Consider the following 22,100-nt stretch of genomic DNA (forward strand, 5'->3'; position numbering starts at 1 on the left):
GGGTGCGCACGCGCTCGGCCGGCGCGGGTGCCGACCACCGTACGATCCTACTGCGTTCCCGCGGAGTGCGGCTGCGCGGCGCCCGGGCGCGCGTCGCCGGCGGCGCGGGCGAATCGGCGGCGCCCCGCTGCGAACCACACCGTCGAGCCGACGAGGGGAACCGCAGCGATGAAGAAGATCCAGGCGATCATCTTCGGCCAGCTGAGCTGCGGCCCGACCTTCGCGAGGGAGAGGATCGCGCAGAGCCCGAGCACGGCGTGGGCGAGGGCGAGAAGACCCGGCAGGACGGCGAGTGCGATGGCGGCCGGATCGTGCATGCGGGCCAGACTACCGCAGTGGTGGGACGCGATCCGATCGGGCGCCGAGCACCCGCGCCCGGTGCCTCTGCGCGCGGTGCGGCGCCTCCCTCATCGCTGGTCACGGCGCTGCGGGAGCACGACCGTGACCGCGAGGCCGCCCGCGTCGCGCTGGGCGACGCGCAACTCGGCGCCGTGGCGATCGACGATGGATTTCACGATCGCGAGGCCGAGCCCGTGGCCCTCGGCCGACGTGCGCCGCGGACGGAAGAGCGGTTCGGTCAGCTTCGCCAGATCCGACTCGTCGATCCGGCCCCCGGAATTCTCGACCTCCACCCACGACCCGTCCGCGTCCTCCCCGGTGCGCACTCGGATGTACCCGCGCGAGTCGTTGTGGCGGTGCGCGTTCTGCAGCAGATTGTCGAGCAGGAGAGCCATCAGCGGGGCCTCGGCCAGCGCGGGCGCGGGGAGGAGCTCGGTGACGGGAGCGAACCCTGCTCCCGCTGCCGACCGCCGCGCGATCGCCTCGCCGGCGAGCTGCGCCAGATCGACGGCGCCGAGCTTCGCCGTCGCCGTCTCCAGCGCCGTGAGCGTGAGGAGCGCCTGCACGAGCTCGATGCTCCGATCGTTGTTGCTGCGGACGCCCGCGATCAGCTCGGCCTCCGAGATCGCAGCCGGGTGCGCATCCGCGATCTCCAGCATCGTCTTCGTCGCCGTCAGCGGGGTGCGGAGCTCGTGCGCGGCGTTCGCGGTGAACCGGGTGTGGGCCTCGAAGACGCGCTGCAGGCGGTCGAGGGTCAGGTCGAAGGTCTGCGCCAGATCCGACACCTCGTCGCGCGGGCCCTGCAACCGGATGCGGTACCCGAGATCGCCCTCCCCCGCGCGACGCGCGGCCTCGTTGATGCGGCTCAGCGGTTGCAGCATCCGCCCCGAGATCATCCATCCGGCCCACGCGGCGATCGCGGTGAGCGCGACGAGGGCCAGGAGTCCGACGCGCAGAATGAACTCGGTGACATCGGCGGGGCTCGCGATCACGAACAGCATGCTCTGCTCATCGGCGGGGAGGCTCGTGTCGGCGCCGTCCGGGATCGGGATGTCGTAATACGGCACGTAGGTCATGAACAGCCAGATGAGCGCCAGCATCAGTGCGCCCGAGCCGAACCCGATCGCTCCGAACGCGACCGTGAGCCGGGCGCGGAACGGCAAGCGCGGCGCACTCCGCCGCTCACTCCTCGGCATCACGCATCCGGTATCCGCCTCCCAGCACCGTCACGATCGCGTCGGGCGACCCGAGCTTCCTCCGCAGCGTGGAGACCGTCACACGCACCGAATTCGTGAATGGGTTCGCGTTCTCGTCCCACGCCTTCTCCAGCAGCCTCTCGGCGCTGATCACGCCGCCGCGCGATTTCATAAGCACCTCGAGCACGGCGAACTCCTTCGGCGTGACGCGGATCGGAACGCCGCGGCGCCGCACCGTGCGGCGGAAGATGTCGAGCTCCACATCGCCGGCGGTCAGCGTCGGCGGCACCGCATCGGCGCGGCGACGGCCGAGCGCGCGCAGGCGGGCGACGAGCTCGCCGAACTCGAAGGGCTTCGGGAGGTAGTCGTCGGCGCCCTTCTCGAACCCCGTGATGCGATCCGCCAGCGTGTCCGAGGCCGTCAGCATGAGAATGCCCGGGGTCGGGGTGCGGTCGACGAGGCGCGCGCACACGTCGTCGCCGTGCATTCCCGGAAGGTCTCGGTCGAGCACGAGCGCGTCGTACTCGGTGACCTCGGTCGCGTGCACCGCGTCGATGCCGTCGGTGACGAGATCGACGACGAAGCCCTCGAGCGAGAGCCCCTGGCGCAGCACCCGGCCCAGCGCGGCGTCGTCCTCCACCAGCAGTACCCGCATTCCATACCTCCTGACCCGAGTCAACCAGACGGCGGTTAAAGGGAGGGTAAAAGTGAAACTTACGCTCTGGCAATGCGGCGTGCGGCGGAATGGAGTCACCCGTTCACGAAGGAGGAATCCATGTTCACGAAATCCACGCCCAGTCGACGGATCGCGGCGCTCGCCGCGGTGATGACGGTGGCCGGCGCCTGGCTGCTCCCCGGCTGCTCCGCAGCCGACCCCGAAACCGACGCCGCGGCATCCCGATCCGCATCCGAGACAGCGCCCGAGGGCCGCACCGCCGAGCACGCGGAGCGCGCATTCGTCGAGTGGCAGCTGCAGTACGCGTCGTGCATGCGCGAGCAGGGGTTCGACGTCCCCGACCCCAGCGGCTCGTCGAGCGAATCGCTGTCCATCCCCGACGATCTCGACGCCTACGAAGCCGCGTCCGAGCGGTGCATCGGCGATCTCGGCGCACCCCCGTCGGCCACCGGTCAGGATCCGAAGGAGGTGCACGAGCGCGACGTCGCCCTGGTGGCCTGCCTGAGGGAGAACGGCGTGCGCGTCGACGATCCGGCGGTCGGCGAGCCCGTGCAGATCCCGGAGTCGGCTCCCGGCGAGCTGCTCGAGAAGTGCTTCGCCGAGGCGGGGGCCGCGTGATGCCCCGGAAGCCCCGCCTGCGATCCGCAGCCATCGGTCTGTCGTTCCTCGCGGTTCTGGCCGGAGGGCTGGTGGCTGCGAAAGCACTGTCGTCCGCGCCGGTGTCCGCCGAGACACCGGCGCAGGCGTCGAGCGCGGCGACCGCGCCCGTCGTCTCCGGGCCGCTGACGTTCACCACGCGTTCCAACGGCAAGGTCGAGTTCGCCGACCCGCGCGAGGTGCGCTCGGAGCTCGCCGGGGTGCTCAACGGCATTCCCGATACCGGGGAGATCGTGGAGCAGGGCCAGCAGCTCTTCCGCGTCGCCGATCGCCCCGTGGTGCTGCTGCTCGGCGACCTGCCGATGTGGAGGGACTTCGCACCCGGCATGACCGACGGCGCCGACGTCGAGCAGCTCAAGCGCAATCTCGCGGATCTCGGCTTCTTCGACGGCGACATCGATGGCACCTACTCATGGCACGCGCAGCAGGCGGTGATGGCCTGGCAGAAGAGCGTGGGCCTCGCGCAGGATGCCGTCGTGCCGCGGGGCCGGATCGTGTTCCTGCCGCACGCCGTGCGCGTCGGCGACCGGAAGGTGGGGCTCGGCGCTGATCTCGCCCCCGGCACGGTCGTCTACGCGGCGAGTCGCGACACCGTCGTGGTCTCCACGACGGTTCCCGTCGCCGACCGGGAGGCGGTGGTCGTCGGCTCGGAGGTCGCCGTCGTGCTCCCCGGCGGGGAGTCCGTGACGGGGAGGGTCGCCTCGGTCGGAGAACCGCGCAGCGAGGAGGACTCGTCGGGCAAGTCGCACATCGTGGTGCCGGTGGTCGTCACGCCGGTCGACCAGAGCGCCGCACTGCCGCACGCCTCGCTGCCGGCGCAGGTCACGTTCTCGCGCAGCACCGAGGAGTCCGTGCTGCAGGTGCCCGTCTCGGCGCTGCTCGCCGTCGATGCGGGAGCGTACGCGGTCGAGGTCGCGGGTGATGACGGCGTGCGCTCCGTTCCCGTCGAACTCGGCCGGTTCGCCGACGGCAAGGTCGAGATCGTGGGCGGCGACCTCCACGAGGGCGACGAAGTGGTGATCGCCGAATGAGCACCGTGATCGAACTCGCAGACGTGACGCGCACGTACGGTTCGCCGCCCGTGCAGGCTCTCCGCGGCGTGTCTCTGCGCGTCTCCCGAGGCGAGCTGATCGCGATCGTGGGCCCGAGCGGTTCCGGCAAGTCGACGCTGCTCAACATCCTCGGATCGCTCGACCGCCCGACCACGGGAAGCGCGGTGATCGGCAGCGTCGACATCGCGGCGCTGAGCGACGACCAGCTGGCGGCGATGCGGGCCTACGAGCTCGGCTTCGTCTTCCAGCAGTTCCACCTCTCCCCGGGGCGCACGGCCGTCGAGAACGTGTCGGACGGCCTGCTCTACCAGGGGGTCGCACGCGGCGAACGGCTGCGCCGCGCCGCCGGCGCCCTCGCCTCCGTCGGCCTCGGGCACCGCCAGGCGAACATGCCCCACCAGCTGTCGGGCGGCGAACGGCAGCGCGTGGCCATCGCGCGCGCGATCGTCGGGAACCCGACGGTGTTCCTCGCCGACGAGCCGACCGGCGCCCTCGATTCGCGCTCGGGCGCGGGCATCGTCGCATTGCTCCGCGAGCTCAACGACGCGGGCACCACGGTGATCATCATCACGCACGATGCGGAGCTGGCACGGCGTTTTCCGCGCCGCATCCGCATCGTCGACGGCGAGATCGTGAGCGACGAGACCGGAGACGTCTCGTGATCGCCTCGCGGCTGCGCTCGGCCGACGCGCTGCGGCTGGGCGGCACGGGGCTGCGGGCCCGACCGCTGCGAGCGGTGCTCTCGGCGCTCGGCATTGCGATCGGCATCGCGGCGATGGTCGCGGTCGTCGGCATATCGTCGTCGAGCCAGGCGCGCCTGAACGCGGAGTTCGACCGCCTCGGCACGAACCTGCTGACGGTCACCGCCGGGGAGGACCTCTTCGGGGCCGAGACCGAGCTCCCGGGGAGCGCAGTCGAGGCCGTCGAGCGCCTGCCCGGGGTCACCGACGTGTCGGCGCTGGCGCGGCTGACCGGAGTGACGGTCTACCGCAACGCCCTCGTCGACGCCGCCGAGTCGAAGGGGCTCGGCGTGGCGGCGGCCGACCTCGGGCTGCTCTCCGCGGTCGGAGGGGAGGTGCGGAAGGGGCGCTGGCTGAACGAGGCGACCGCGCGCTTCCCAGCCGTCGTGCTGGGTGCCGTCGCCGCGGAGCGCCTCGGCATCGTATCCGTCGGCTTGCAGGTGCACATCGGCGGAAGCTCCTACACGGTCGTCGGCGTGCTCGATCCGGTCCCGCTCGTTCCCGACATCGATTCGCTCGCCCTGATGGGCGGGCACCAGGCGTCGGCCGAACTCGGGTGGCAGGGATCCCCGACGGCGCTCTACGAGCGCTCGACGGATGCGGAAGTGCCGCGCCTGCGCGAGCTGCTGCCGTCTGCCGTGAACCCCGAGAACCCGGCCGGCGTCGCGGTGAGCCGCCCCTCCGACTCGCTCGCCGCCCGCTACGCCGCCGATCAGACCTTCACCGGTCTCCTGGTGGGCCTCGGCTCGATCGCGCTGCTCGTGGGCGGAATCGGCGTCGCGAACACGATGATCATCTCGGTCATCGAGCGCCGCCACGAGATCGGGCTGCGGCGCGCGCTCGGAGCGACGCGCACGCACATCCGGGTGCAGTTCCTTCTGGAGGCGCTGATCCTGTCATCGCTCGGAGGGGCGGCGGGAGCCGTCATCGGGGGCGTCGTGACGTGGATCGTCGCATGGTCGAACGACTGGCCCATGTCCGTGCCGCCCGCGCTGTTCGCCGCGGCCATCGGCGGCACCGCACTCATCGGAGCGATCGCGGGGCTCTACCCCGCCATTCGTGCATCGCTCCTCTCCCCCACGGCCGCACTGACGGCCGTGTGAGTGCACGGCGTGCGGCGGCGACCCGAGTCGCCGTCGCACGCCGTCGTCGGCTCCCGGCGGGAGAGCGCGGACGACCCCGAAAGCCGGAGGCGGCGATCCGCGCCCGCTGCGCAGCGGATGGGAGGATCGGAGGAGATGAAGTGGGCGATACCAGACTCGAACTGATGACCTCTTCCGTGTGAAGGAAGCGCGCTACCAACTGCGCCAATCGCCCGTCTGCACGCCCGCGAACCCGAGAGTTCCGCGTCCGTGCCAACCTGAATGATCATACACGGATCGCGCACCCCCTCGCGCACCTCCGGCGAGCAGCGGCGGGTTTTCGCCGATCGTCGGTCACTCGTCCGGGCGTGTCGTGATCGGGGCGAGATCGCTGTCGAGATGCTCGTCGAGCTCCGCGCTCAATTCGCCGAGCGCTTCGAGCTCGCTGCGCAGCTCGTTGTACTGATCGATGTCCGCCTGCAGCGCCGCGAGCTCCGCGTCGATGGCCGCGCGCCGCTGCTGCAGGCCGTCCGAGTCGCGCTGCAGGCGATCCGGATCGTCGCGATACTCGTCGCGCTCGATGCGGGCCTTGTACGAGCTGGCATCGGCGTTGAAGGCCTCCACCGCACCGACGTATGTCGACTTCCGCTCCTCCACGTCGTCGCGCAACTCGGCCATCTCCTGCTGCAGCGCATCGACCTGGCTCTGCAGGTCGTTGAACACGGTGACGTACCGCTCGAAGTCGTCGACGACGGCCGCTCGGTCGGCGAACCACTGCCTGTAGTGCTCCTCCAGCCAGGGCGGCAGATCGCGCATCTCGGTGCCGAGCACGGAGTGGAGCTCGTTGGCGAATGAGGTCTCCGGGAGGTGCTCGTACACGCTCATCCGCTCCTCGAGGTCGGGGTGCGACGGCGCGAGATCCTCGTACACGCCGCGCAGGCGCGAGGCGAGCAGCGAGCGGTCGCCCTCCCCCATGCGATGGAAGGCGGCGTGCAGGAGCTCGTGCGCGGCGGTGATCTCGACCACCCCGCTCACCCGCTCGTCCGTGACGTCGAAGAGGTGGATGCGGTCGGCCGTGTAGCAGCCGAGCACGTGACCCTGCTCGGAGTGATCGACCTCCGCGCACTGCTCGTTGAAGTGCTGACTGCCGTCGACCGTGGGGTGCGTCGCGAGGAAGATGCGCCGACCCGCATCGGTCAGGTCGAGATCGTCGGCCAGTGCGCTCACCCGAGGCGTCATCTCGTAGTTCGCCCCCGCAAGATGGTCGCTGATCTCCTGCCGGAACATGACGGCGGCGACGGCGACGGCGACCACGGCGAGGAACACGGTGAAGCCGATCCATCGCTTCGCGACCGCCGCCGCCCCTTCAGCCATGGGACAACAGTATCCGCGCCCGTCTGCGCCGGGGAGAAAAGTTACGAGATCCGCTTCGATACGCGGCTGCAGAGGGCGGCGCGCCCGGGAGTAACGCCCCGATTTGCACCCCCGGCAAGGCTTCCCTATAGTTATTCAGGTCGCGGCAATGCGGCGGAATGCGGATGTAGCGCAGTTGGTAGCGCATCACCTTGCCAAGGTGAGGGTCGCGAGTTCGAGTCTCGTCATCCGCTCTGGTACCGGGCCCGCCCGGTAACTTATGGTAACAAAACTACGGTGGCGTGGCCGAGAGGCGAGGCAGCGGCCTGCAAAGCCGTATACACGGGTTCGAATCCCGTCGCCACCTCGCTTCACAACTGAATAGCCTGAACAGGCGCGATTGGCGCAGCGGTAGCGCGCTTCCCTGACACGGAAGAGGTCACTGGTTCGATCCCAGTATCGCGCACGGACAGACCCGGCTTCGGCCGGGTCTTTTTTGTGCGCCCCCGCGCACCAGTGACCTCGCGGGGATCGCGAACGCGGTGCGTTCGCCCCGCGATCCCCGCGCTGGTTCGATCCCAGTATCGCGCACGGACAGACCCGGCTTCGGCCGGGTCTTTTTTTGTGCGCCCCCGCCCACCAGTGACCTCGCGGGGATCGCGAACGCGGTGCGTTCGCCCCGCGATCTCGTCGGCCCGAGATCCTCGCCGTCCCGAGACCGCCGCTGCGGCGGCAGCACGAGCCGACGGGGCGCGTCTAGGGTGGAGCCATGCCGCTGCACGCGATCCGCACCTCGTACGACGCTCGAGCGGCGGAATACGCTGATCGGTTCGCCTCCATCGCGGCGGCGCCGCCGGCCGACGTCGCGGAGATTCGCGCCTGGGCTGCCTGCTGCTCGGGGGCAATCGTCGACGCCGGCTGCGGACCCGGCCACTGGACGGACGATCTGCGGAGGCGCGGCTCCGAGATCTCCGGGTTCGACCTCTCCCCCGCGAGCATCGCCATCGCGCGCGAACGATTTCCGCGTACCCGGTATCGGGTCGCCGAGCTCGCTCGCAGCGGCCTCCCGACCGCGTCGGCCGGCGGCATCCTCTCGTGGTTCTCGATCATCCACACCCCGCCGCAGGAGCTCGACGCCGTGCTCGCCGAATTCGCGCGCTGCGCGGCGCCCGGCGGCCGGCTGCTGCTCGGTGCGTTCTCCTGGCCGACGCTGGAGGCGTTCCCCCATGCGGTGGTCACCGCGTATCGATGGCCGCCGCACGCGCTCGCACAGCGCCTGGAGGGGGCGGGGTTCGAGGTGCTGCGGGTCCGCGAGCGCACGCCCGAGCACGCGAGACCGCAGTGCACGCTCGAGGCCCGCCGCACCGACGCACCGCTGCGATGAGGCGAACCGTTGCGATGAGGCGCGGCGGGTCGCACACTGGAGGAGACCCGAAGCATCAGCGTCGAGATGGGAACAGCACATGGCACACAGCGGCACCCTGCACAGCTACGTCCTCGACTGTCCCGATCCGCGGGCGCTCGCCGAGTTCTACCGCGGGCTGCTCGGCGGCGAGATCCAGGAGGACGACGAGGACTGGGTCGATCTCGTGATCGACGGGCAGGGGGCGAAGCTGGCGTTCCAGCAGTCGCCCGGGTACGTCGCGCCCACCTGGCCGAGCGACGACGGCGATCAGCAGGCGCACCTCGACATCCGCGTCGCGAGCCTGGCTGCGGCGCACGATGACGTGCTCGCGCTCGGCGCTCGGCATCTCGAGTCGCACGACTCATTCCGGGTGTATCTCGACCCCGTCGGCCATCCGTTCTGCACCGTCGCATAGGCGCGGGATCGCCGAACGCCCGTGCGGCCCGTGCCGATGCGGTGGACGTGCGCGAGACGGAGCCGACGAACGCCTGCGGCGCGACGGTCGACTGCGAAGGGGGGGCTAGATCTGACGGCGGACGCCGTGGGCGCGCATCACCGCAGCGAGGGCGTCGACGAACCTGTCTCTCGGGAGCACGTGCCCCTCGCGGCGCATGGCGTCCTCCGGCACGCGCAGCACGCGATCCGTCGCCAGGAAGCTCTCGCGCCCCTCGGCGTCCCAGCCGCCCGAACCGACCGAGACGAAGCCGCGGTGCTGCTTGGTGCTGAGGGCGCAGCCGGCGGTGGTGCGCGCGTCGATGCGCGCGATGATGAGCACCGGGCGGTCCTTTCCCCGGCCGTCGTGCTCGGCGTACGGCACCCAGGCCCAGACGATCTCGCCCGGGTCCGGGCTGCCGTCGGGGTCGGGTTCGTACCCCGGTTCGAGTGCGCGGATCTCGGCGTTCGTGAGGTCGATGATTCCGTCTTGCACGCCGAGATCACTGCGGCTGCTCGTGGTGCGCGGAGCGACGGGGCCGCTGCGGCGCTGCGGCGGCGCAACGGATGCGGCGAGCGAGCGCAGCAGACCGACGACCGCCTGCGAGACCGTGCGGCGCGCCATGGGCGTTAGACGATCTCGCTCGCGGAGAGCGCGTTGAGCCGCGACATGCACCGGAGGTACTTCTTGCGGTAGCCGCCGTCGAGCATGCCGCCGCCGAAGATCGTGGTGATCGGCGCTCCGGTCGCGCGGATCGGAATCTGCGCGTCGTACACACGGTCGATGAAGGCGACGAAGCGCAGTGCGGAGGACTGATCGGTGAGCACCTGCACATCGCGCAGTCCGATGCACTGCACGCCGGTGAGCAACCCGCTGTAGCTCGACGGATGGACCGTGGAGAGGTGCTCGATGAGCGCGGAGAAGTCGTCGTCGGTCATCCGCTCGTGCGCCGCGGCGACGTCGGCGAGGGCGAACCGGTACTCCTCGTCGGAGAGCGGCACCGCGTCTCCTTCGAGATCGCGCTGGCGGTAGTCGACGCCGTCGATGCGGATGGTCGTGAAGCGGGCCGACATCGCCTGGATCTCGCGCATGAAGTCGGCGGCGGCGAACCGACCCTCGCCGAGTGCGTTCGGCGGCGTGTTCGAGGTCGCCACGAACCGAGTGCCCGTCGAGGTCAGGTCGCCGATGAGTCGCGTCATGAGCATGGTGTCGCCGGGATCGTCGAGCTCGAACTCGTCGATGCAGATGAGACGCGCGCCCTGCAGCACCGACACGGCGCCGTTGTAGCCGAGCGCGCCGACGAGCGCCGTGTACTCGATGAAGGTGCCGAAGTACTTCCGCCCCGTGGTCGCGTGCCACGTCGCGGCGAGCAGGTGGGTCTTTCCTACGCCGAATCCGCCGTCGAGGTAGATGCCCGGCTTGGTGGGGGCGTTGGCGACGGGCTCCGCCTTCTTCCGCCCGAATCCGAAGAAGCCGCCCCGCGAGACGGCGGGTGCCGGAGCCGCGAACGCGCGCAGCAGCTCGCGCGCCTCCTCCTGCGACGGGTAGTCGGGATCGGGCCGATACGAGTCGAACGACGCGTGGTCGAACTGGGGCGGGGGAACCAGAGTCGCGACGAGCTCGCTCCCACTGATCGTGGGGCGCCGATCGACGAGACTGGCTGTGCTGTGCTGTGAGTCGGAGACCATCGCCGCCATCCTACCGTCGAGCAGCCGGTCACCCGCGCCAGGGCGGTCGCGGAAGCGCTCGGGCGAACGCCCGGGTGACGGCCTCCCAGCCGCGCTGATCGACGTTCCACAGCTTCACGTGCTCGGCACCGGGCTGCAGGCGCAGCTGCACGAGGTCGGGGCGCAGCTGCGCGAGCCGTTCGGCGCCCGCCGGGGGCACGAACGTGTCGTCGGGGCTCGCGTGGATGAGCACTGGCACGGCGAGCGCGCGGGCGAACGTCTCGGGGTGGAGGTCGTCGATGGGGATGCCGCCGGCCTCGCCTCCCGCGACGACGCCGCGCGCCAGCAGCTCGATGCCGAGACCGGCGATCGCGGCGGGAGCCGACTGGGCTGCGGCGTGATACCGCAGCAGCGCGTTCCAGTCGACGGCGGGGGAATCGAGGATGAGCCCGTCGACGAGGTGCCGGTACTCGCCGCGGGTCGCCGCGACGAGGCAGGCGGTGCCGCCCATCGACCAGCCGAAGAGCGTCACCCGCTCGGCGCCCAGGCGTCGGGCAGCGGCGATCGCGGCGTCGACGTCGCGGCTCTCCGAGAACCCGACCCCGTATCTCCCCCGCAGCCCCGGAGGGGCGCCGGGGTCGTTGCGGTACGAGATCACGAGACTCGTGATGCCGCAGCGAGCGAGCGAGCGAACGCCTCGCAGCGTCTCCTCCGGGAGCGCGCCCCGCCCGTGCACGTGCACCGCCCAGCGGCGCTTCCGCGGAATGCGGGGGCGGATGATCCAGGCCTCGGCGTCGCCGAGCTCGGTGGCGTACGCGGTGCGCTCGACGCGATAGCCGAGCTGCTCGGGATCGGTGTACCACCAGCCGGTCACCCGCCCGCGCGTCTCCGGGGCGAGGGTGCCCCGGTCGACCGAGACGAGCTCCCGCAGCACCTCGTTTCCCGATGCTTCGACGACCTCTCCGAAACGCGCGTGCCCGCGGCCGCCGTCGAAGATGAACGAGTACCGCCCGGGGAGATCGGCGTCGACGCCGCGAAGCCGCACGAGCACGCCGCCGTTCGGGCGATCGACGACGTGCGTCACGGTCACCGGCGACTCGGGAACCGCGGCCGGGGTGACGGCGCGCCGCGCCAGGGCGACCCCGCCGAGCAGCGATCCGATGCCGCCGATGAGCGCCGCTCCCCCGACCGCACTCACTGCTCCGAGCACGAGCCCGCGGGTCCATCCCGGTGCCTGCATCGCGGCTCCTCCCCCTGTTCATCGCATCCCGGCGTGGCACCGGCGCGTTGTTCACAGCAAACTCTAGTGTCGCCACTGTGATGGCACGCATCAATGGGACCCCGGTCGACTTCGGCACGGCGGCCGAGCAGCTTCGCGGCGCGCGGCTGCGCGACGAGCTGGTGTCGCAGGAGATTCCCGCCCCGGAGCGCATCGCGCCCCAGTCCATCGCCTTCGCCGCGGGTGTCACTCGGGGCGGCCGCTCCGTCGACGCCGCCGATGACGCGCTCGACTCCCCGTACGGCGCGGGTCGCATCGTGCTCATGCACGACGCCTCGGCGGTCGACGAGTGGGGCGGCCCGTTCCGCATCGTCTGCTTCGCGCAGGCGCCCCTCGAGTTGGAGATCGGCGTGGACCCGTTCATCTCCGACGTGGCGTGGTCGTGGCTCGTCGATGCGCTCGACTCGCGCGGGGCGCAGTACGTCTACCTCTCGGGCACCGCCACGAAGACGCTCTCGAGCAGCTTCGGCGCGCTCGAGGCCCGCGGCGATTCCGCGCAGATCGAACTGCGCGCCTCGTGGTCTCCGACGGGCTCGGAATTCGGCGTGCACGCGGAGGCCTGGTCGGAGCTGCTGTGCCTGCTGGCCGGCCTCCCGCACGCGGAGGGCATAGACTCCATCGCGGCACGGCGATCCCGCCAGGCCGCGGAAGGTGGGTGAACAGGTATGACGGTCTCTCAGTCGGAGCTCGACATCGATTGGACGATGGTCGTCGACGACGAGGGTCTGGCGGCCGCGGCCGCCGCGCTCGCAGCGGGATCGGGGCCCGTCGCGGTCGACGCCGAGCGCGCCTCCGGCTTCCGGTACGGCGGTGAGGCGTACCTCGTGCAGGTGCATCGCGCCGAGGCCGGCACGTTCCTCATCGATCCCATCGGCATTCCCGACTTCTCGCCGCTGCAGCGCGCGATCGGCGATGCGGAGTGGATCTTCCACGCGGCGTCGCAGGATCTCCCCTGCCTCGCATCGATCGGCCTCGTGCCCTCGCGCATCTTCGACACCGAGCTCGCGGCGCGCCTGCTCGGCTTCGAGCGGGTCGGCCTCGGCGCGATCGTCGAGATGCTCCTCGGAATCGCTCTCGAAAAGGCGCACTCGGCCGCGGACTGGTCGCAGCGCCCGCTTCCCGCCGAGTGGCTGGAGTACGCGGCGCTCGACGTCGTGCTCCTGCCCGAGCTGCGGTCGGTGATCGCCGAGCAGCTGGACGAGCAGGGCAAGACGGAATTCGCCGCCCAGGAGTTCGAGGCGGTCCGACTGCGCCCCGAGAAGCCGCGGCCGGAGGAGCCGTGGCGCAAGCTCTCCGGCAGCCACGCCCTCAAGACTCCGCGCGCGCTGGCGCTCGCGCGGGAGCTCTGGGAGGCCCGGGATGCACTGGCCCGTGAGCGCGACACCGCGCCGGGGCGGCTGATCCCGGACTCCTCGATCGTCGCAGCCTCGATCGCGAACCCGCGCTCTCCCGGCGACCTCGCGCGCCTGCGCGACTTCAAGGGGCGGGCGAGCCGCTCGGAGCTGAAGCGCTGGTGGGCGGCGATCCTGCGGGCGAAGACGACCGAGGATCTTCCCGGGCAGAAGCCGCGGGACCCCGATTCGATTCCGCATCATCGATTCTGGGCGCAGCGCGACCCGGCGGCGGCTGCGCGGCTCGAGGCCGTGCGGTCGGCGATCGACGCGGAGGCCGCGGCCCGACGCATCCCGGTCGAGAACCTGCTCACCCCGGACACGCTGCGCCGACTCGTCTGGCGCCCGCCGGCCGACCCGACCGCGGAGAACGTGGCGCGGCGGTTGTCCGAGCTCGGCGCGCGGGACTGGCAGGTTGGTATCACTGCACCAATCATCGCGTCCGCATTTGTAGACCTCCCATAACTCAGGCGCATCGTCGCGGCGTTGGATCAGTGGCCGGAGCGGGTCCGGTTCCCCGTGACACTGCGTCTCTCTAGTATGGGAAGGACGCAGATCACCAATGCTGATGGAGGCGAAGTGGCCGCAATGAGAGAAGTCGTGTTCGTGGACGGTGTCCGCACCCCGTTCGGTCGAGCGGGCGACAAGGGGATATACGCGGGGACGCGTGCCGACGACCTGGCTGTGAAGGCGCTGCAGGGGCTCCTGGAGCGCAACCCGCAGCTGCCCCTCGAGCGAATCGACGACGTGGGCATCGCGGCGACGACGCAACAGGGCGACCAGGGTCTGACACTCGGTCGCACGGTGTCGATGCTCGCGGGCATCCCGGTGACCGTGCCGGGCTTCGCGCTCGACCGCATGTGCGCCGGTGCGCTCACCGTGGCCTCGTTCATGGGTGCCGCGATCGGCTCGGGCCAGTACGACCTCGCGGTCGCGGGCGGCGTCGAGCACATGGGCCGGCACCCGATCGGGCTCGACGCCGATCCGAACCCGCGATTCGTCGCCGAGAAGCTGGTGAGCCCCGATGCGCTGAACATGGGCATCACGGCGGAGCGCCTGCACGACCGGTTCCCGGAGCTCACCAAGGAGCGCGCCGACCGCTTCGGCATGCTGAGCCAGCAGAAGGTGCAAGCTGCGTACGACCGCGGCGACATCCAGGCCGATCTGATCCCGGTCGCAACCCGCTCCGAGACCGGCTGGGGACTCGCCACGGAGGATCAGGGGCGTCGCCCCGAGACCACCATGGAGGGGCTCGCCACGCTGAAGACCCCGTTCCGGCCGCACGGCCGCGTGACCGCCGGCAACGCATCACCGCTGACCGACGGGGCGACCGTCTCGCTGCTCGCCGGCGCCGACACCGCGAAAGAGCTCGGGCTCACCGCGAAGATGCGACTGGTCGGCTTCGCGTTCGCGGGCGTCGAACCCGAGGTCATGGGCCTCGGGCCGGTTCCGTCGACCGAGAAGGCGCTCAGACGAGCGGGGCTCAGCGTCGACGACATCGGACTCTTCGAGTTGAATGAGGCCTTCGCTGTGCAGGTGCTCTCCTTCACCGACCACTTCGGGATCGCCGACGACGATCCGCGGGTGAACCCGTGGGGCGGCTCCATCGCGTTCGGCCATCCGCTCGCCGCGTCGGGCGTGCGCCTCATGACGCAGCTCGCCCGCCAGTTCGCTCAGCGGCCCGACGTGCGCTACGGCGTCACCGCCATGTGCGTCGGCCTCGGGCAGGGCGGCACGGCCATCTGGGAGAACCCGCATTTCGATGGAAAGAAGGGCAAGTAAGCCATGACCGACTACCGCAGCATCGACTTCTCGCCCCTGATCGCCGCGTCCGAGGACGAGGTCGTCACCCGATCGCTCGTCCGCGACGTAGCGCTCCCCTCGGGCGGCACGCTCGCACTCATCACCCTCGACAACGGCCGCGACCACACCCGCCCCAACACGCTGGGCCCGCGCACCCTGCAGGAGCTCGGCGACGTGCTCGATGCGCTCAGAGCGCGGGCCGCCTCCGGCGACATCCAGGCCGTCGCGGTGACGGGCAAGCCGTTCATCTTCGCCGCGGGTGCCGACCTCTCCAAGGTCTCCACGCTCGCCACCGAGCAGAACGCGCGGCTGATGGCGCAGTTCGGCCACTTCGTGCTCGGCAAGCTCGGCGAGCTGGGCGTGCCGTCGTTCGCCTTCGTCAACGGCCTCGCACTCGGCGGCGCCATGGAGATCGCGCTGCACTGCGACTACCGCACGCTCGATTCGTCGACCGCCGCCCTCGCCTTCCCCGAGGTCTTCCTCGGCATCATCCCGGGATGGGGCGGCGCGACGATCGTGCCGAACCTCATCGGCATCGAGCAGGCCCTCGAGATCATCGTCACGAATCCGCTGAAGAACAACCGCATGCTGAAGCCGAAGCAGGCGTTCGAGATGGGCCTCTTCGACGCGATGTTCGGCTCCGCCAGCTTCCTCGAGCGATCGATCGCGTGGGCCGATGCCGTCATCGCGGGCTCGGAGAAGGTGGAGCGCAAGCACGCACCGGGCAAGCTCGAGCGGCTCACGAAGTGGCCCGCCGCCATCAAGATCGCCCGCGAGACCCTCAAGGCGCGCATCGGCACGGCCGCTCGCGCCCCCTACGTCGCGCTCGACCTGCTCAGCGCAGCGAAGGACAACGACCTCGCGCGCGGATTCGAGCGGGAGGACGAGGCGCTCGCAGAGCTGATCTCGGGTGACCAGTTCGCAGCGTCCGTCTACGCCTTCGACCTCGTGCAGAAACGTGCGAAACGCCCTGCGGGCGCCCCCGACAAGCAGCTCGCGAAGCCGGTGCGCAAGGTCGGCGTGATCGGCGCCGGGCTCATGGCGAGCCAGTTCGCGCTGCTCTTCGCCCGGAAGCTGCGCGTGCCCGTGCTCATCACTGACCTCGACCAGTCGCGGGTCGACAAGGGCCTCGCCTACATCCGCGGCGAGATCGACAAGATGCTCGAGAAGGGCCGGCTCTCCGCCGACGACGCGAACCAGATCACGGCGCTCGTGCAGGGCACCACCGACAAGACCCGGTACGCCGACTGCGACTGGGTGATCGAGGCCGTGTTCGAGGAACTCGGCGTGAAGCAGCAGGTGTTCGCCGAGATCGAAGCGATCGTCTCCGAGACCGCGGTGCTCGCGACGAACACGTCCTCGCTGTCGGTGGAGGAGATCGGCGAACGGCTCGAGCACCCCGAGCGGCTCGTGGGCTTCCACTTCTTCAACCCCGTCGCCGTGATGCCGCTCATCGAGGTGGTGCGCACCCCGACGACCGATGACGAAACGCTGGCCACGGCCATGGTGGTCGCGAAGAAGCTCGGCAAGAGCGCGGTCATCACGGCCGACCGCCCCGGCTTCGTCGTCAACCGCCTGCTGGCGAAGGTGATGGGCGAGGCCGCGCGCGCCCTCGACGCCGGCACCCCGCTGCCGGTCGTGGAACGGGCGTTCGCACCGATCGGGCTGCCGATGGGGCCGTTCGAGCTCATCGACCTCGTGGGCTGGAAGGTCGCCGCGCACGTGCAGGACACGATGGTCGCCGCCTTCCCCGGCCGCTTCTACGCGTCGGAGAACCTGCACCGGCTCGCCGACGTCGACGAACCCCTCGTCAAGACGAAGCACGGCAAGGTCGAAGACCTCTCGAAGGCCGGGAAGAAGGCGGTGACGCTCGGCAAGACCGCGGTCGGCGAGGAGGAGATTCTGCATCGCGTCGAAGACGAGCTCGCCCGAGAAATCAAGATCATGCTCGATGAGCACGTCGTCGCCGCTGCGGAGGACATCGATCTGTGCCTGATCCTGGGCGCGGGCTGGCCGTTCCAGGCGGGCGGCGCGACCCCGTACCTCGATCGCTCGGGCGCGAGCGAGCGGGCGTTCGGCGGCGCGTTCCACGAGCCCCGCATCGCCGGGGCCTGATCGGGCGTCCGACAGAGCGCAGCGGGGCGGCCCGGGGTACTCCCCGGCCGCCCCGCTGCGCTGCGCAGAGCTGCGTCGCGGCCCGCCGCATTGTCCGCTCCCGCGTCGATGCTCGCAGCCCTCAGGGGCGCTCGTGCGGCCGTGCGACCGGGACCCGCGTCCCGCGCACCTGCTCGCTCACGGAGGCCGCGATGCGATCGGCGGTGAGGCCGGCATCGGCGAGGAGCTGGCCGCGGGAGGCGTGATCAGGGAACTCGTCGGGCGTGCCGAGTTCGCTGACCGCCGTGTCGACTCCGGCATCCCGAAGCGCCTGGCGGATGCGCGTGCCGACGCCGCCGACCCGGATCCCGTCCTCGATCGTGATGACGAGGCGATGGCGCTCCGCCGCCGCGACCACGGAATCGGCGACCGGCACGACCCAGCGCGGGTCGATCACCGTCGACGTGATGCCCGCGGCCTCCAGACGCTGCGCGGCGTCGATGGCGACGACCGCCATAGGACCCACGGCGACGAACAGCACATCGCGCTGCCCGCCCCCGTCGGCCTCCGATTCGTGCAGCACGTCGACTCCGTCGTCCGAGCGGCGGAGCGCGGCGATGTCGGCCCCGACCGCGCCCTTGGGATAGCGCAGCACCGTCGGAGCATCGTCGATCGCCACGGCCTCCCCGAGCGCTTCAGACAGCGTTGCGGCGTCGCGCGGCGCGGCGATCCGGATCCCGGGGACCACCTGCAGTGTGGCCAGATCCCAGACGCCGTTGTGACTCGCGCCGTCGGGGCCCGTGATTCCGGCGCGATCGAGCACGAAGGTGACACCGGCGCGGTGCAGGGCGACATCCATGAGGAGCTGATCGAAGGCGCGATTCATGAACGTCGCGTACACGGCCACCACCGGGTGCAGCCCGCCGTAGGCGAGTCCGGCGGCACTCGTCACCGCGTGCTGCTCGGCGATCCCGACGTCGATGACGCGACCCGGATGCCGGGCCGCGAGGGCGTCGAGGCCGGTCGGCACGAGCATGGCGGCGGTGATGCCGATGATGCGCTCGTCGGCGTCGGCGAGCTCGACGATGCGCTCCCGGAACACCGAGGTCCAGCTGCGCCCCGCCACAGCCTCCACCGGCTCGCCGCTGCCCGGATCGATCTGCCCGATGGCGTGGAACTGGTCGGCGACGTCGTTCTCCGCGGGTGCGTACCCGCGGCCCTTCTCCGTGATGACGTGAACGAGCGTCGGGCGCCCGTATCCCTTCGCCTGCCGCAGCACCTCCTCGACCGCGTGCAGATCATGGCCGTCGACGGGGCCCAGATACTTGATGTCGAGGTTCGAGTAGAGATCCTGGTTGTCGGATGCGCGACTCGCGAGACCGCGCATCGCTCCGCGCGCCGCGCGGTACACGGTGCGGCCCGGCGTGCCGAGGCGCGAGAACAGCTTCTCGCTGCCCTCCTGCAGATCGCGGTACGCGTCCTTCGACCGCACCGAGTTCAGGAACCGGGCCATGCCGCCGATAGTGGGAGCGTACGATCTGCCGTTGTCGTTCACGACGAGCACGAGGTTGCGGTCGTTGTCGTCGGTGATGTTGTTGAGCGCCTCCCAGGTCATGCCTCCGGTGAGCGCGCCGTCCCCGACGACCGCCACCACGTGCCGGTGCTGCTGGGACGGGTCGCTCTGCGCGCGCCGCGCGAAGGCGCGCGAGATGCCGTCGGCCCAGCTCAGCGAGCTCGACGCGTGCGAACTCTCGACGATGTCGTGCTCCGACTCCGAGCGCTGCGGGTAGCCGGCGAGGCCGCCGCGGCTTCGGAGCGCCGAGAAGTCTCGCCGACCGGTGAGCAGTTTGTGCACATAGCTCTGGTGCCCGGTGTCGAAGACGATCGGATCGCGCGGCGATTGGAACACGCGGTGCAGGGCGATCGTCAGCTCGACGACGCCGAGGTTCGGGCCGAGATGACCGCCGGTGCGCGACACCGCTGCGATCAAGAACTCGCGAATCTCCGCGGCGAGCTGCTCGCACTCCGCGATCGTCAGCGCATCGAGATCACGTGGTTCTCGGATTCGATCCAGGATCGCCACCCGCCGACCTCCGTTCCGCCCGACCGGGAGGGTGCGAGCATCCCCACAGTCTACTCGGGGCCGCTCCCCCGCCGGCGCGCGAACAGACGGGTGGGCCCGGGCGCAGCGCGCCCGGGCCCACCCGTATCGCGTCGACTCAGACGAGCGAGCGCAGCACGTACTGCAGGATGCCGCCGTTGCGGTAGTAGTCCGCCTCGCCCGGGGTGTCGATGCGCACGACCGCGTCGAACTCGACCGTGGAGCCGTCGCCGCGGGTCGCCGTCACGGATACCGTGCGCGGGGTCACCCCGTCGTTGAGCGCCGTGATGCCCGAGATGTCGAAGGTCTCCGTGCCGTCGAGGCTCAGGCTCTCCGCGTTCTCGCCCTCGGGGAACTGGAGCGGCAGCACGCCCATGCCGATGAGGTTCGAACGGTGGATGCGCTCGAAGCTCTCGGTGATGACCGCCTTCACGCCCAGCAGCCTGGTGCCCTTCGCGGCCCAGTCGCGCGACGATCCCGACCCGTACTCCTTGCCGCCCAGCACGACGAGGGGGATGCCTGCCGCCTGGTAGTTCTGCGATGCGTCGTAGATGTACGACTTCGGCGCGCCCTTCTGCGTGAAGTCGCGCGTGAAGCCGCCCTCGACACCGGCGCCGTCGTTCTCGTCGGCGAGCAGCTGGTTGCGCAGACGGATGTTGGCGAAGGTGCCGCGGATCATCACCTCGTGGTTGCCGCGACGCGAGCCGTACGTGTTGAAGTCTCGCGGCGAGATGCCGTTGGCGACGAGGTACTGGCCGGCCGGGGTCTCGGCGCGGAAGCTGCCCGCGGGGCTGATGTGGTCGGTCGTCACCGAGTCGCCGAGCTTCGCGAGCACGCGCGCGCCCGAGATGTCGGTGACCGGGGTGGGCTCCAGCTGCATCCCGTCGAAGTAGGGCGCCTTGCGCACGTACGTCGACTGCTCGTCCCACGCGAAGGTGTCGCCGTCGGGTGTCGGCAGCGAGGTCCAGTGCTCATCGCCGTCGAACACCGTCGCGTACTTCTGGGTGAACATGTCGGAGTCGATCGACGCATCCGCGATCTTCTGCACCTCGACGGGGTCGGGCCAGATGTCGCGGAGGAACACGTCGTTGCCCGCTTCGTCCTGGCCGAGCGCGTCGGTGTCGAAGTCGAAGTCCATCGTGCCCGCGAGCGAGTACGCGATGACGAGCGGCGGGCTCGCGAGGTAGTTCATCTTGATGTCGGGGTTGATGCGGCCCTCGAAGTTGCGGTTGCCCGAGAGCACCGCGGTCACGGCGAGATCGTGCTCATTGACGGCGTCGGAGATCTCCTGGTTGAGGGGCCCCGAGTTGCCGATGCACGTGACGCAACCGTAGCCGACGGTGTAGAAGCCGAGCTTCTCGAGATCGCGGTTGAGACCCGACTTCTCGTAGTAGTCGGTGACGACCTTCGAGCCCGGGGCCAGCGTGGTCTTGACCCACGGCTTCGCGCGCAGCCCCCGCGCCGCCGCGTTGCGGGCGAGCACGCCGGCGGCGAGCATCACCGACGGGTTGGAGGTGTTCGTGCACGAGGTGATGGACGCGAGCGTGACGGCGCCGTGATCGATCTCGAACTCGCGCCCCTGCTCGTCCTCGACCTTCGCGGGGTTGGCCGCCTGCGCGTAGTTCTTCAGGTCGGTCTCGAACTGCGACTTCGACCGCGAAAGCTCGATGCGATCCTGCGGGCGCTTCGGGCCGGCGATGGACGAGACCACCGTGCCGAGGTCGAGCTCCAGGTACTCGCTGAACTCCGGCTCGCGCGACGGATCGTGCCACATGCCCTGCGCCTGCGTGTACGCCTTGACGAGCTCGATCTGCTCCTCCGGCCGCCCGGTGAGGCGCATGTAGTCGAGCGTGACGTCGTCGACCGGGAACATCGCGGCGGTCGAGCCGAACTCGGGGCTCATGTTGCCGATGGTCGCGCGGTTCGCGAGCGGCACGGAGCCCACTCCCTCGCCGTAGAACTCCACGAACTTGCCGACGACGCCGTGCTTGCGCAGCATCTGGGTGATGGTGAGTACGACGTCGGTCGCGGTGACGCCCGCCGGGATCTCGCCCGAGAGCTTGAACCCGACCACGCGGGGGATGAGCATCGAGATCGGCTGGCCGAGCATGGCGGCCTCGGCCTCGATGCCGCCGACGCCCCAGCCGAGCACGCCGAGTCCGTTCTCCATCGTGGTGTGCGAGTCGGTGCCGACGCAGGTGTCGGGGTACGCGAACAGCTGGCCGTCGATCTCACGGGTGAAGGTGACGCGCGCGAGGTACTCGATGTTGACCTGGTGCACGATGCCGGTGCCCGGGGGCACGACCTTGAACTCGTCGAAGGCGCCCTGGCCCCACCGCAGGAACTGGTAGCGCTCTCCGTTGCGCTGGTACTCGATCTCGACGTTGCGAGCCGCCGCATCGGGCGAGCCGTACACATCGGAGATGACGGAGTGGTCGATCACCATCTCGGCGGGGGCGAGCGGGTTGATCTTGTCGGGCGTGCCGCCGAGCTCGACGACGGCCTCGCGCATCGTGGCGAGGTCGACGACGCAGGGCACGCCGGTGAAGTCCTGCATGATCACGCGGGCCGGCGAGAACTGGATCTCGGTGTCGGGCTGGGCGGAGGGATCCCAGTTGCCGAGCGCCTCGATGTGCGCGCGGGTGACGTTGGCGCCGTCCTCGGTGCGGAGCAGGTTCTCCAGCAGCACCTTGAGGCTGTAGGGCAGCCGCTCATGACCGGGGACGCGGTCGATTCGGTAGATCCCGTATTCCTTCTCGCCGACGGCGAGGGTGCTCTTCGCTTCGAAGCTGTTGACGGCTCCCATTGAGCTCCTCCAATGTGTCTCGATGT

General features: G+C 70.4%; 19 protein-coding genes and 4 tRNA genes. 13 read left to right on the forward strand and 10 right to left on the reverse strand.

From position 1 onward, the window contains the following. Positions 1 to 47: 47 nt before the first annotated feature. The 3 genes from BLT44_RS10340 to BLT44_RS10350 form a co-directional block, all read right to left on the reverse strand. Positions 48 to 317, reverse strand: coding sequence for a hypothetical protein (locus BLT44_RS10340; RefSeq protein ID WP_010157164.1), 270 nt, complete (start codon positions 315 to 317; stop codon positions 48 to 50). 90 nt (positions 318 to 407) lie between these two features. Beyond that, entirely contained in the window at positions 408 to 1,502 is a 1,095-nt protein-coding gene (locus BLT44_RS10345) for a sensor histidine kinase (RefSeq protein ID WP_010157163.1), read from the reverse strand. Positions 1,503 to 1,521: 19 nt separating this feature from the next. Beyond that, positions 1,522 to 2,190 carry a response regulator transcription factor gene (locus tag BLT44_RS10350; protein ID WP_010157162.1) on the reverse strand — a complete coding sequence of 223 codons (669 nt, stop codon included), beginning with the start codon at positions 2,188 to 2,190 and terminating at the stop codon, positions 1,522 to 1,524. A 120-nt stretch (positions 2,191 to 2,310) separates the two neighbouring features. On the opposite strand from BLT44_RS10350, the gene BLT44_RS15625 reads away from it, so the two are divergent. The 4 genes from BLT44_RS15625 (at position 2,311) to BLT44_RS10370 (ending at position 5,763) form a co-directional block, all read left to right on the forward strand. After that, positions 2,311 to 2,829 carry a hypothetical protein gene (locus BLT44_RS15625; protein WP_010157161.1) on the forward strand — a complete coding sequence of 173 codons (519 nt, stop codon included), beginning with the start codon at positions 2,311 to 2,313 and terminating at the stop codon, positions 2,827 to 2,829. A 71-nt stretch (positions 2,830 to 2,900) separates the two neighbouring features. Further along, a complete protein-coding gene (locus BLT44_RS15630; RefSeq protein WP_176783279.1) occupies positions 2,901 to 3,899 on the forward strand; it encodes a peptidoglycan-binding protein in 999 nt (332 codons plus the stop codon). Further along, the gene (locus BLT44_RS10365) at positions 3,896 to 4,582 is read left to right on the forward strand and encodes an ABC transporter ATP-binding protein (protein ID WP_010157159.1); all 687 of its coding nucleotides are present in this window, start codon (positions 3,896 to 3,898) and stop codon (positions 4,580 to 4,582) included. The genes BLT44_RS15630 and BLT44_RS10365 overlap by 4 nt, the downstream gene beginning before the upstream one ends. After that, positions 4,579 to 5,763 (forward strand): ABC transporter permease, encoded by a 1,185-nt coding sequence (locus BLT44_RS10370; protein WP_010157158.1) that lies wholly within the window; start codon positions 4,579 to 4,581, stop codon positions 5,761 to 5,763. Before BLT44_RS10365 ends, BLT44_RS10370 begins: the two co-directional genes overlap by 4 nt. A gap of 141 nt (positions 5,764 to 5,904) precedes the next feature. Here the strand turns inward: BLT44_RS10370 and BLT44_RS10375 are convergent. Both BLT44_RS10375 and BLT44_RS10380 read right to left on the reverse strand, forming a co-directional pair. Then, positions 5,905 to 5,977, reverse strand: a tRNA-Val gene (locus BLT44_RS10375). 119 nt (positions 5,978 to 6,096) lie between these two features. Continuing rightward, positions 6,097 to 7,116 carry a hypothetical protein gene (locus tag BLT44_RS10380; RefSeq protein WP_010157157.1) on the reverse strand — a complete coding sequence of 340 codons (1,020 nt, stop codon included), beginning with the start codon at positions 7,114 to 7,116 and terminating at the stop codon, positions 6,097 to 6,099. Between the two features lie 160 nt (positions 7,117 to 7,276). Here BLT44_RS10380 and BLT44_RS10385 point away from each other — a divergent pair. From BLT44_RS10385 to BLT44_RS10405, 5 genes are all read left to right on the forward strand, one after another. Then, positions 7,277 to 7,349 (forward strand) — tRNA-Gly (locus BLT44_RS10385). A gap of 42 nt (positions 7,350 to 7,391) precedes the next feature. Next, positions 7,392 to 7,462, forward strand: a tRNA-Cys gene (locus tag BLT44_RS10390). Positions 7,463 to 7,489: 27 nt separating this feature from the next. Further along, positions 7,490 to 7,561: transfer RNA gene (locus BLT44_RS10395), tRNA-Val, on the forward strand. 303 nt (positions 7,562 to 7,864) lie between these two features. Next, positions 7,865 to 8,479: a class I SAM-dependent DNA methyltransferase gene (locus BLT44_RS10400; RefSeq protein ID WP_010157156.1), complete on the forward strand. Its 615-nt coding sequence runs from the start codon at positions 7,865 to 7,867 to the stop codon at positions 8,477 to 8,479. 79 nt (positions 8,480 to 8,558) lie between these two features. After that, a complete protein-coding gene (locus tag BLT44_RS10405) occupies positions 8,559 to 8,915 on the forward strand; it encodes a VOC family protein (RefSeq protein ID WP_010157155.1) in 357 nt (118 codons plus the stop codon). A 105-nt stretch (positions 8,916 to 9,020) separates the two neighbouring features. Here BLT44_RS10405 and BLT44_RS10410 read toward each other — a convergent pair whose 3' ends face one another. From BLT44_RS10410 to BLT44_RS10420, 3 genes are read right to left on the reverse strand one after another with little or no spacing between them, the layout of a single operon-like run. Further along, the gene (locus BLT44_RS10410) at positions 9,021 to 9,557 is read right to left on the reverse strand and encodes a type II toxin-antitoxin system PemK/MazF family toxin (RefSeq protein WP_010157154.1); all 537 of its coding nucleotides are present in this window, start codon (positions 9,555 to 9,557) and stop codon (positions 9,021 to 9,023) included. A 5-nt stretch (positions 9,558 to 9,562) separates the two neighbouring features. Then, positions 9,563 to 10,621: a cell division protein ZapE gene (zapE, locus tag BLT44_RS10415; RefSeq protein ID WP_010157153.1), complete on the reverse strand. Its 1,059-nt coding sequence runs from the start codon at positions 10,619 to 10,621 to the stop codon at positions 9,563 to 9,565. 28 nt (positions 10,622 to 10,649) lie between these two features. After that, positions 10,650 to 11,840, reverse strand: a complete 1,191-nt coding sequence (locus tag BLT44_RS10420; RefSeq protein WP_010157152.1) for an alpha/beta hydrolase family protein — start codon at positions 11,838 to 11,840, stop codon at positions 10,650 to 10,652. Between the two features lie 80 nt (positions 11,841 to 11,920). On the opposite strand from BLT44_RS10420, the gene BLT44_RS10425 reads away from it, so the two are divergent. The 4 genes from BLT44_RS10425 (at position 11,921) to BLT44_RS10440 (ending at position 17,188) form a co-directional block, all read left to right on the forward strand. Then, positions 11,921 to 12,538 (forward strand): DUF3000 domain-containing protein, encoded by a 618-nt coding sequence (locus tag BLT44_RS10425; RefSeq protein WP_010157151.1) that lies wholly within the window; start codon positions 11,921 to 11,923, stop codon positions 12,536 to 12,538. A gap of 6 nt (positions 12,539 to 12,544) precedes the next feature. Further along, complete coding sequence (locus BLT44_RS10430) at positions 12,545 to 13,735, forward strand: ribonuclease D (protein WP_010157150.1); 1,191 nt, start codon at positions 12,545 to 12,547, stop codon at positions 13,733 to 13,735. Positions 13,736 to 13,858: 123 nt separating this feature from the next. Beyond that, on the forward strand, positions 13,859 to 15,052 hold the full coding sequence (locus BLT44_RS10435; protein ID WP_414531140.1) for a thiolase family protein: 1,194 nt from the start codon (positions 13,859 to 13,861) through the stop codon (positions 15,050 to 15,052). A 3-nt stretch (positions 15,053 to 15,055) separates the two neighbouring features. After that, on the forward strand, positions 15,056 to 17,188 hold the full coding sequence (locus BLT44_RS10440; RefSeq protein ID WP_010157148.1) for a 3-hydroxyacyl-CoA dehydrogenase NAD-binding domain-containing protein: 2,133 nt from the start codon (positions 15,056 to 15,058) through the stop codon (positions 17,186 to 17,188). Between the two features lie 121 nt (positions 17,189 to 17,309). On the opposite strand, the gene dxs is transcribed toward BLT44_RS10440, so the two are convergent. Together dxs and acnA are read right to left on the reverse strand one after the other, a co-directional pair. Continuing rightward, complete coding sequence (dxs, locus tag BLT44_RS10445) at positions 17,310 to 19,241, reverse strand: 1-deoxy-D-xylulose-5-phosphate synthase (RefSeq protein ID WP_231291611.1); 1,932 nt, start codon at positions 19,239 to 19,241, stop codon at positions 17,310 to 17,312. A 145-nt stretch (positions 19,242 to 19,386) separates the two neighbouring features. After that, positions 19,387 to 22,074 carry an aconitate hydratase AcnA gene (acnA, locus tag BLT44_RS10450; RefSeq protein WP_010157146.1) on the reverse strand — a complete coding sequence of 896 codons (2,688 nt, stop codon included), beginning with the start codon at positions 22,072 to 22,074 and terminating at the stop codon, positions 19,387 to 19,389. Positions 22,075 to 22,100 lie beyond the last annotated feature (26 nt).

It is taken from the genome of Leucobacter chromiiresistens, assembly GCF_900102345.1.
GTDB lineage: Bacteria > Actinomycetota > Actinomycetes > Actinomycetales > Microbacteriaceae > Leucobacter > Leucobacter chromiiresistens.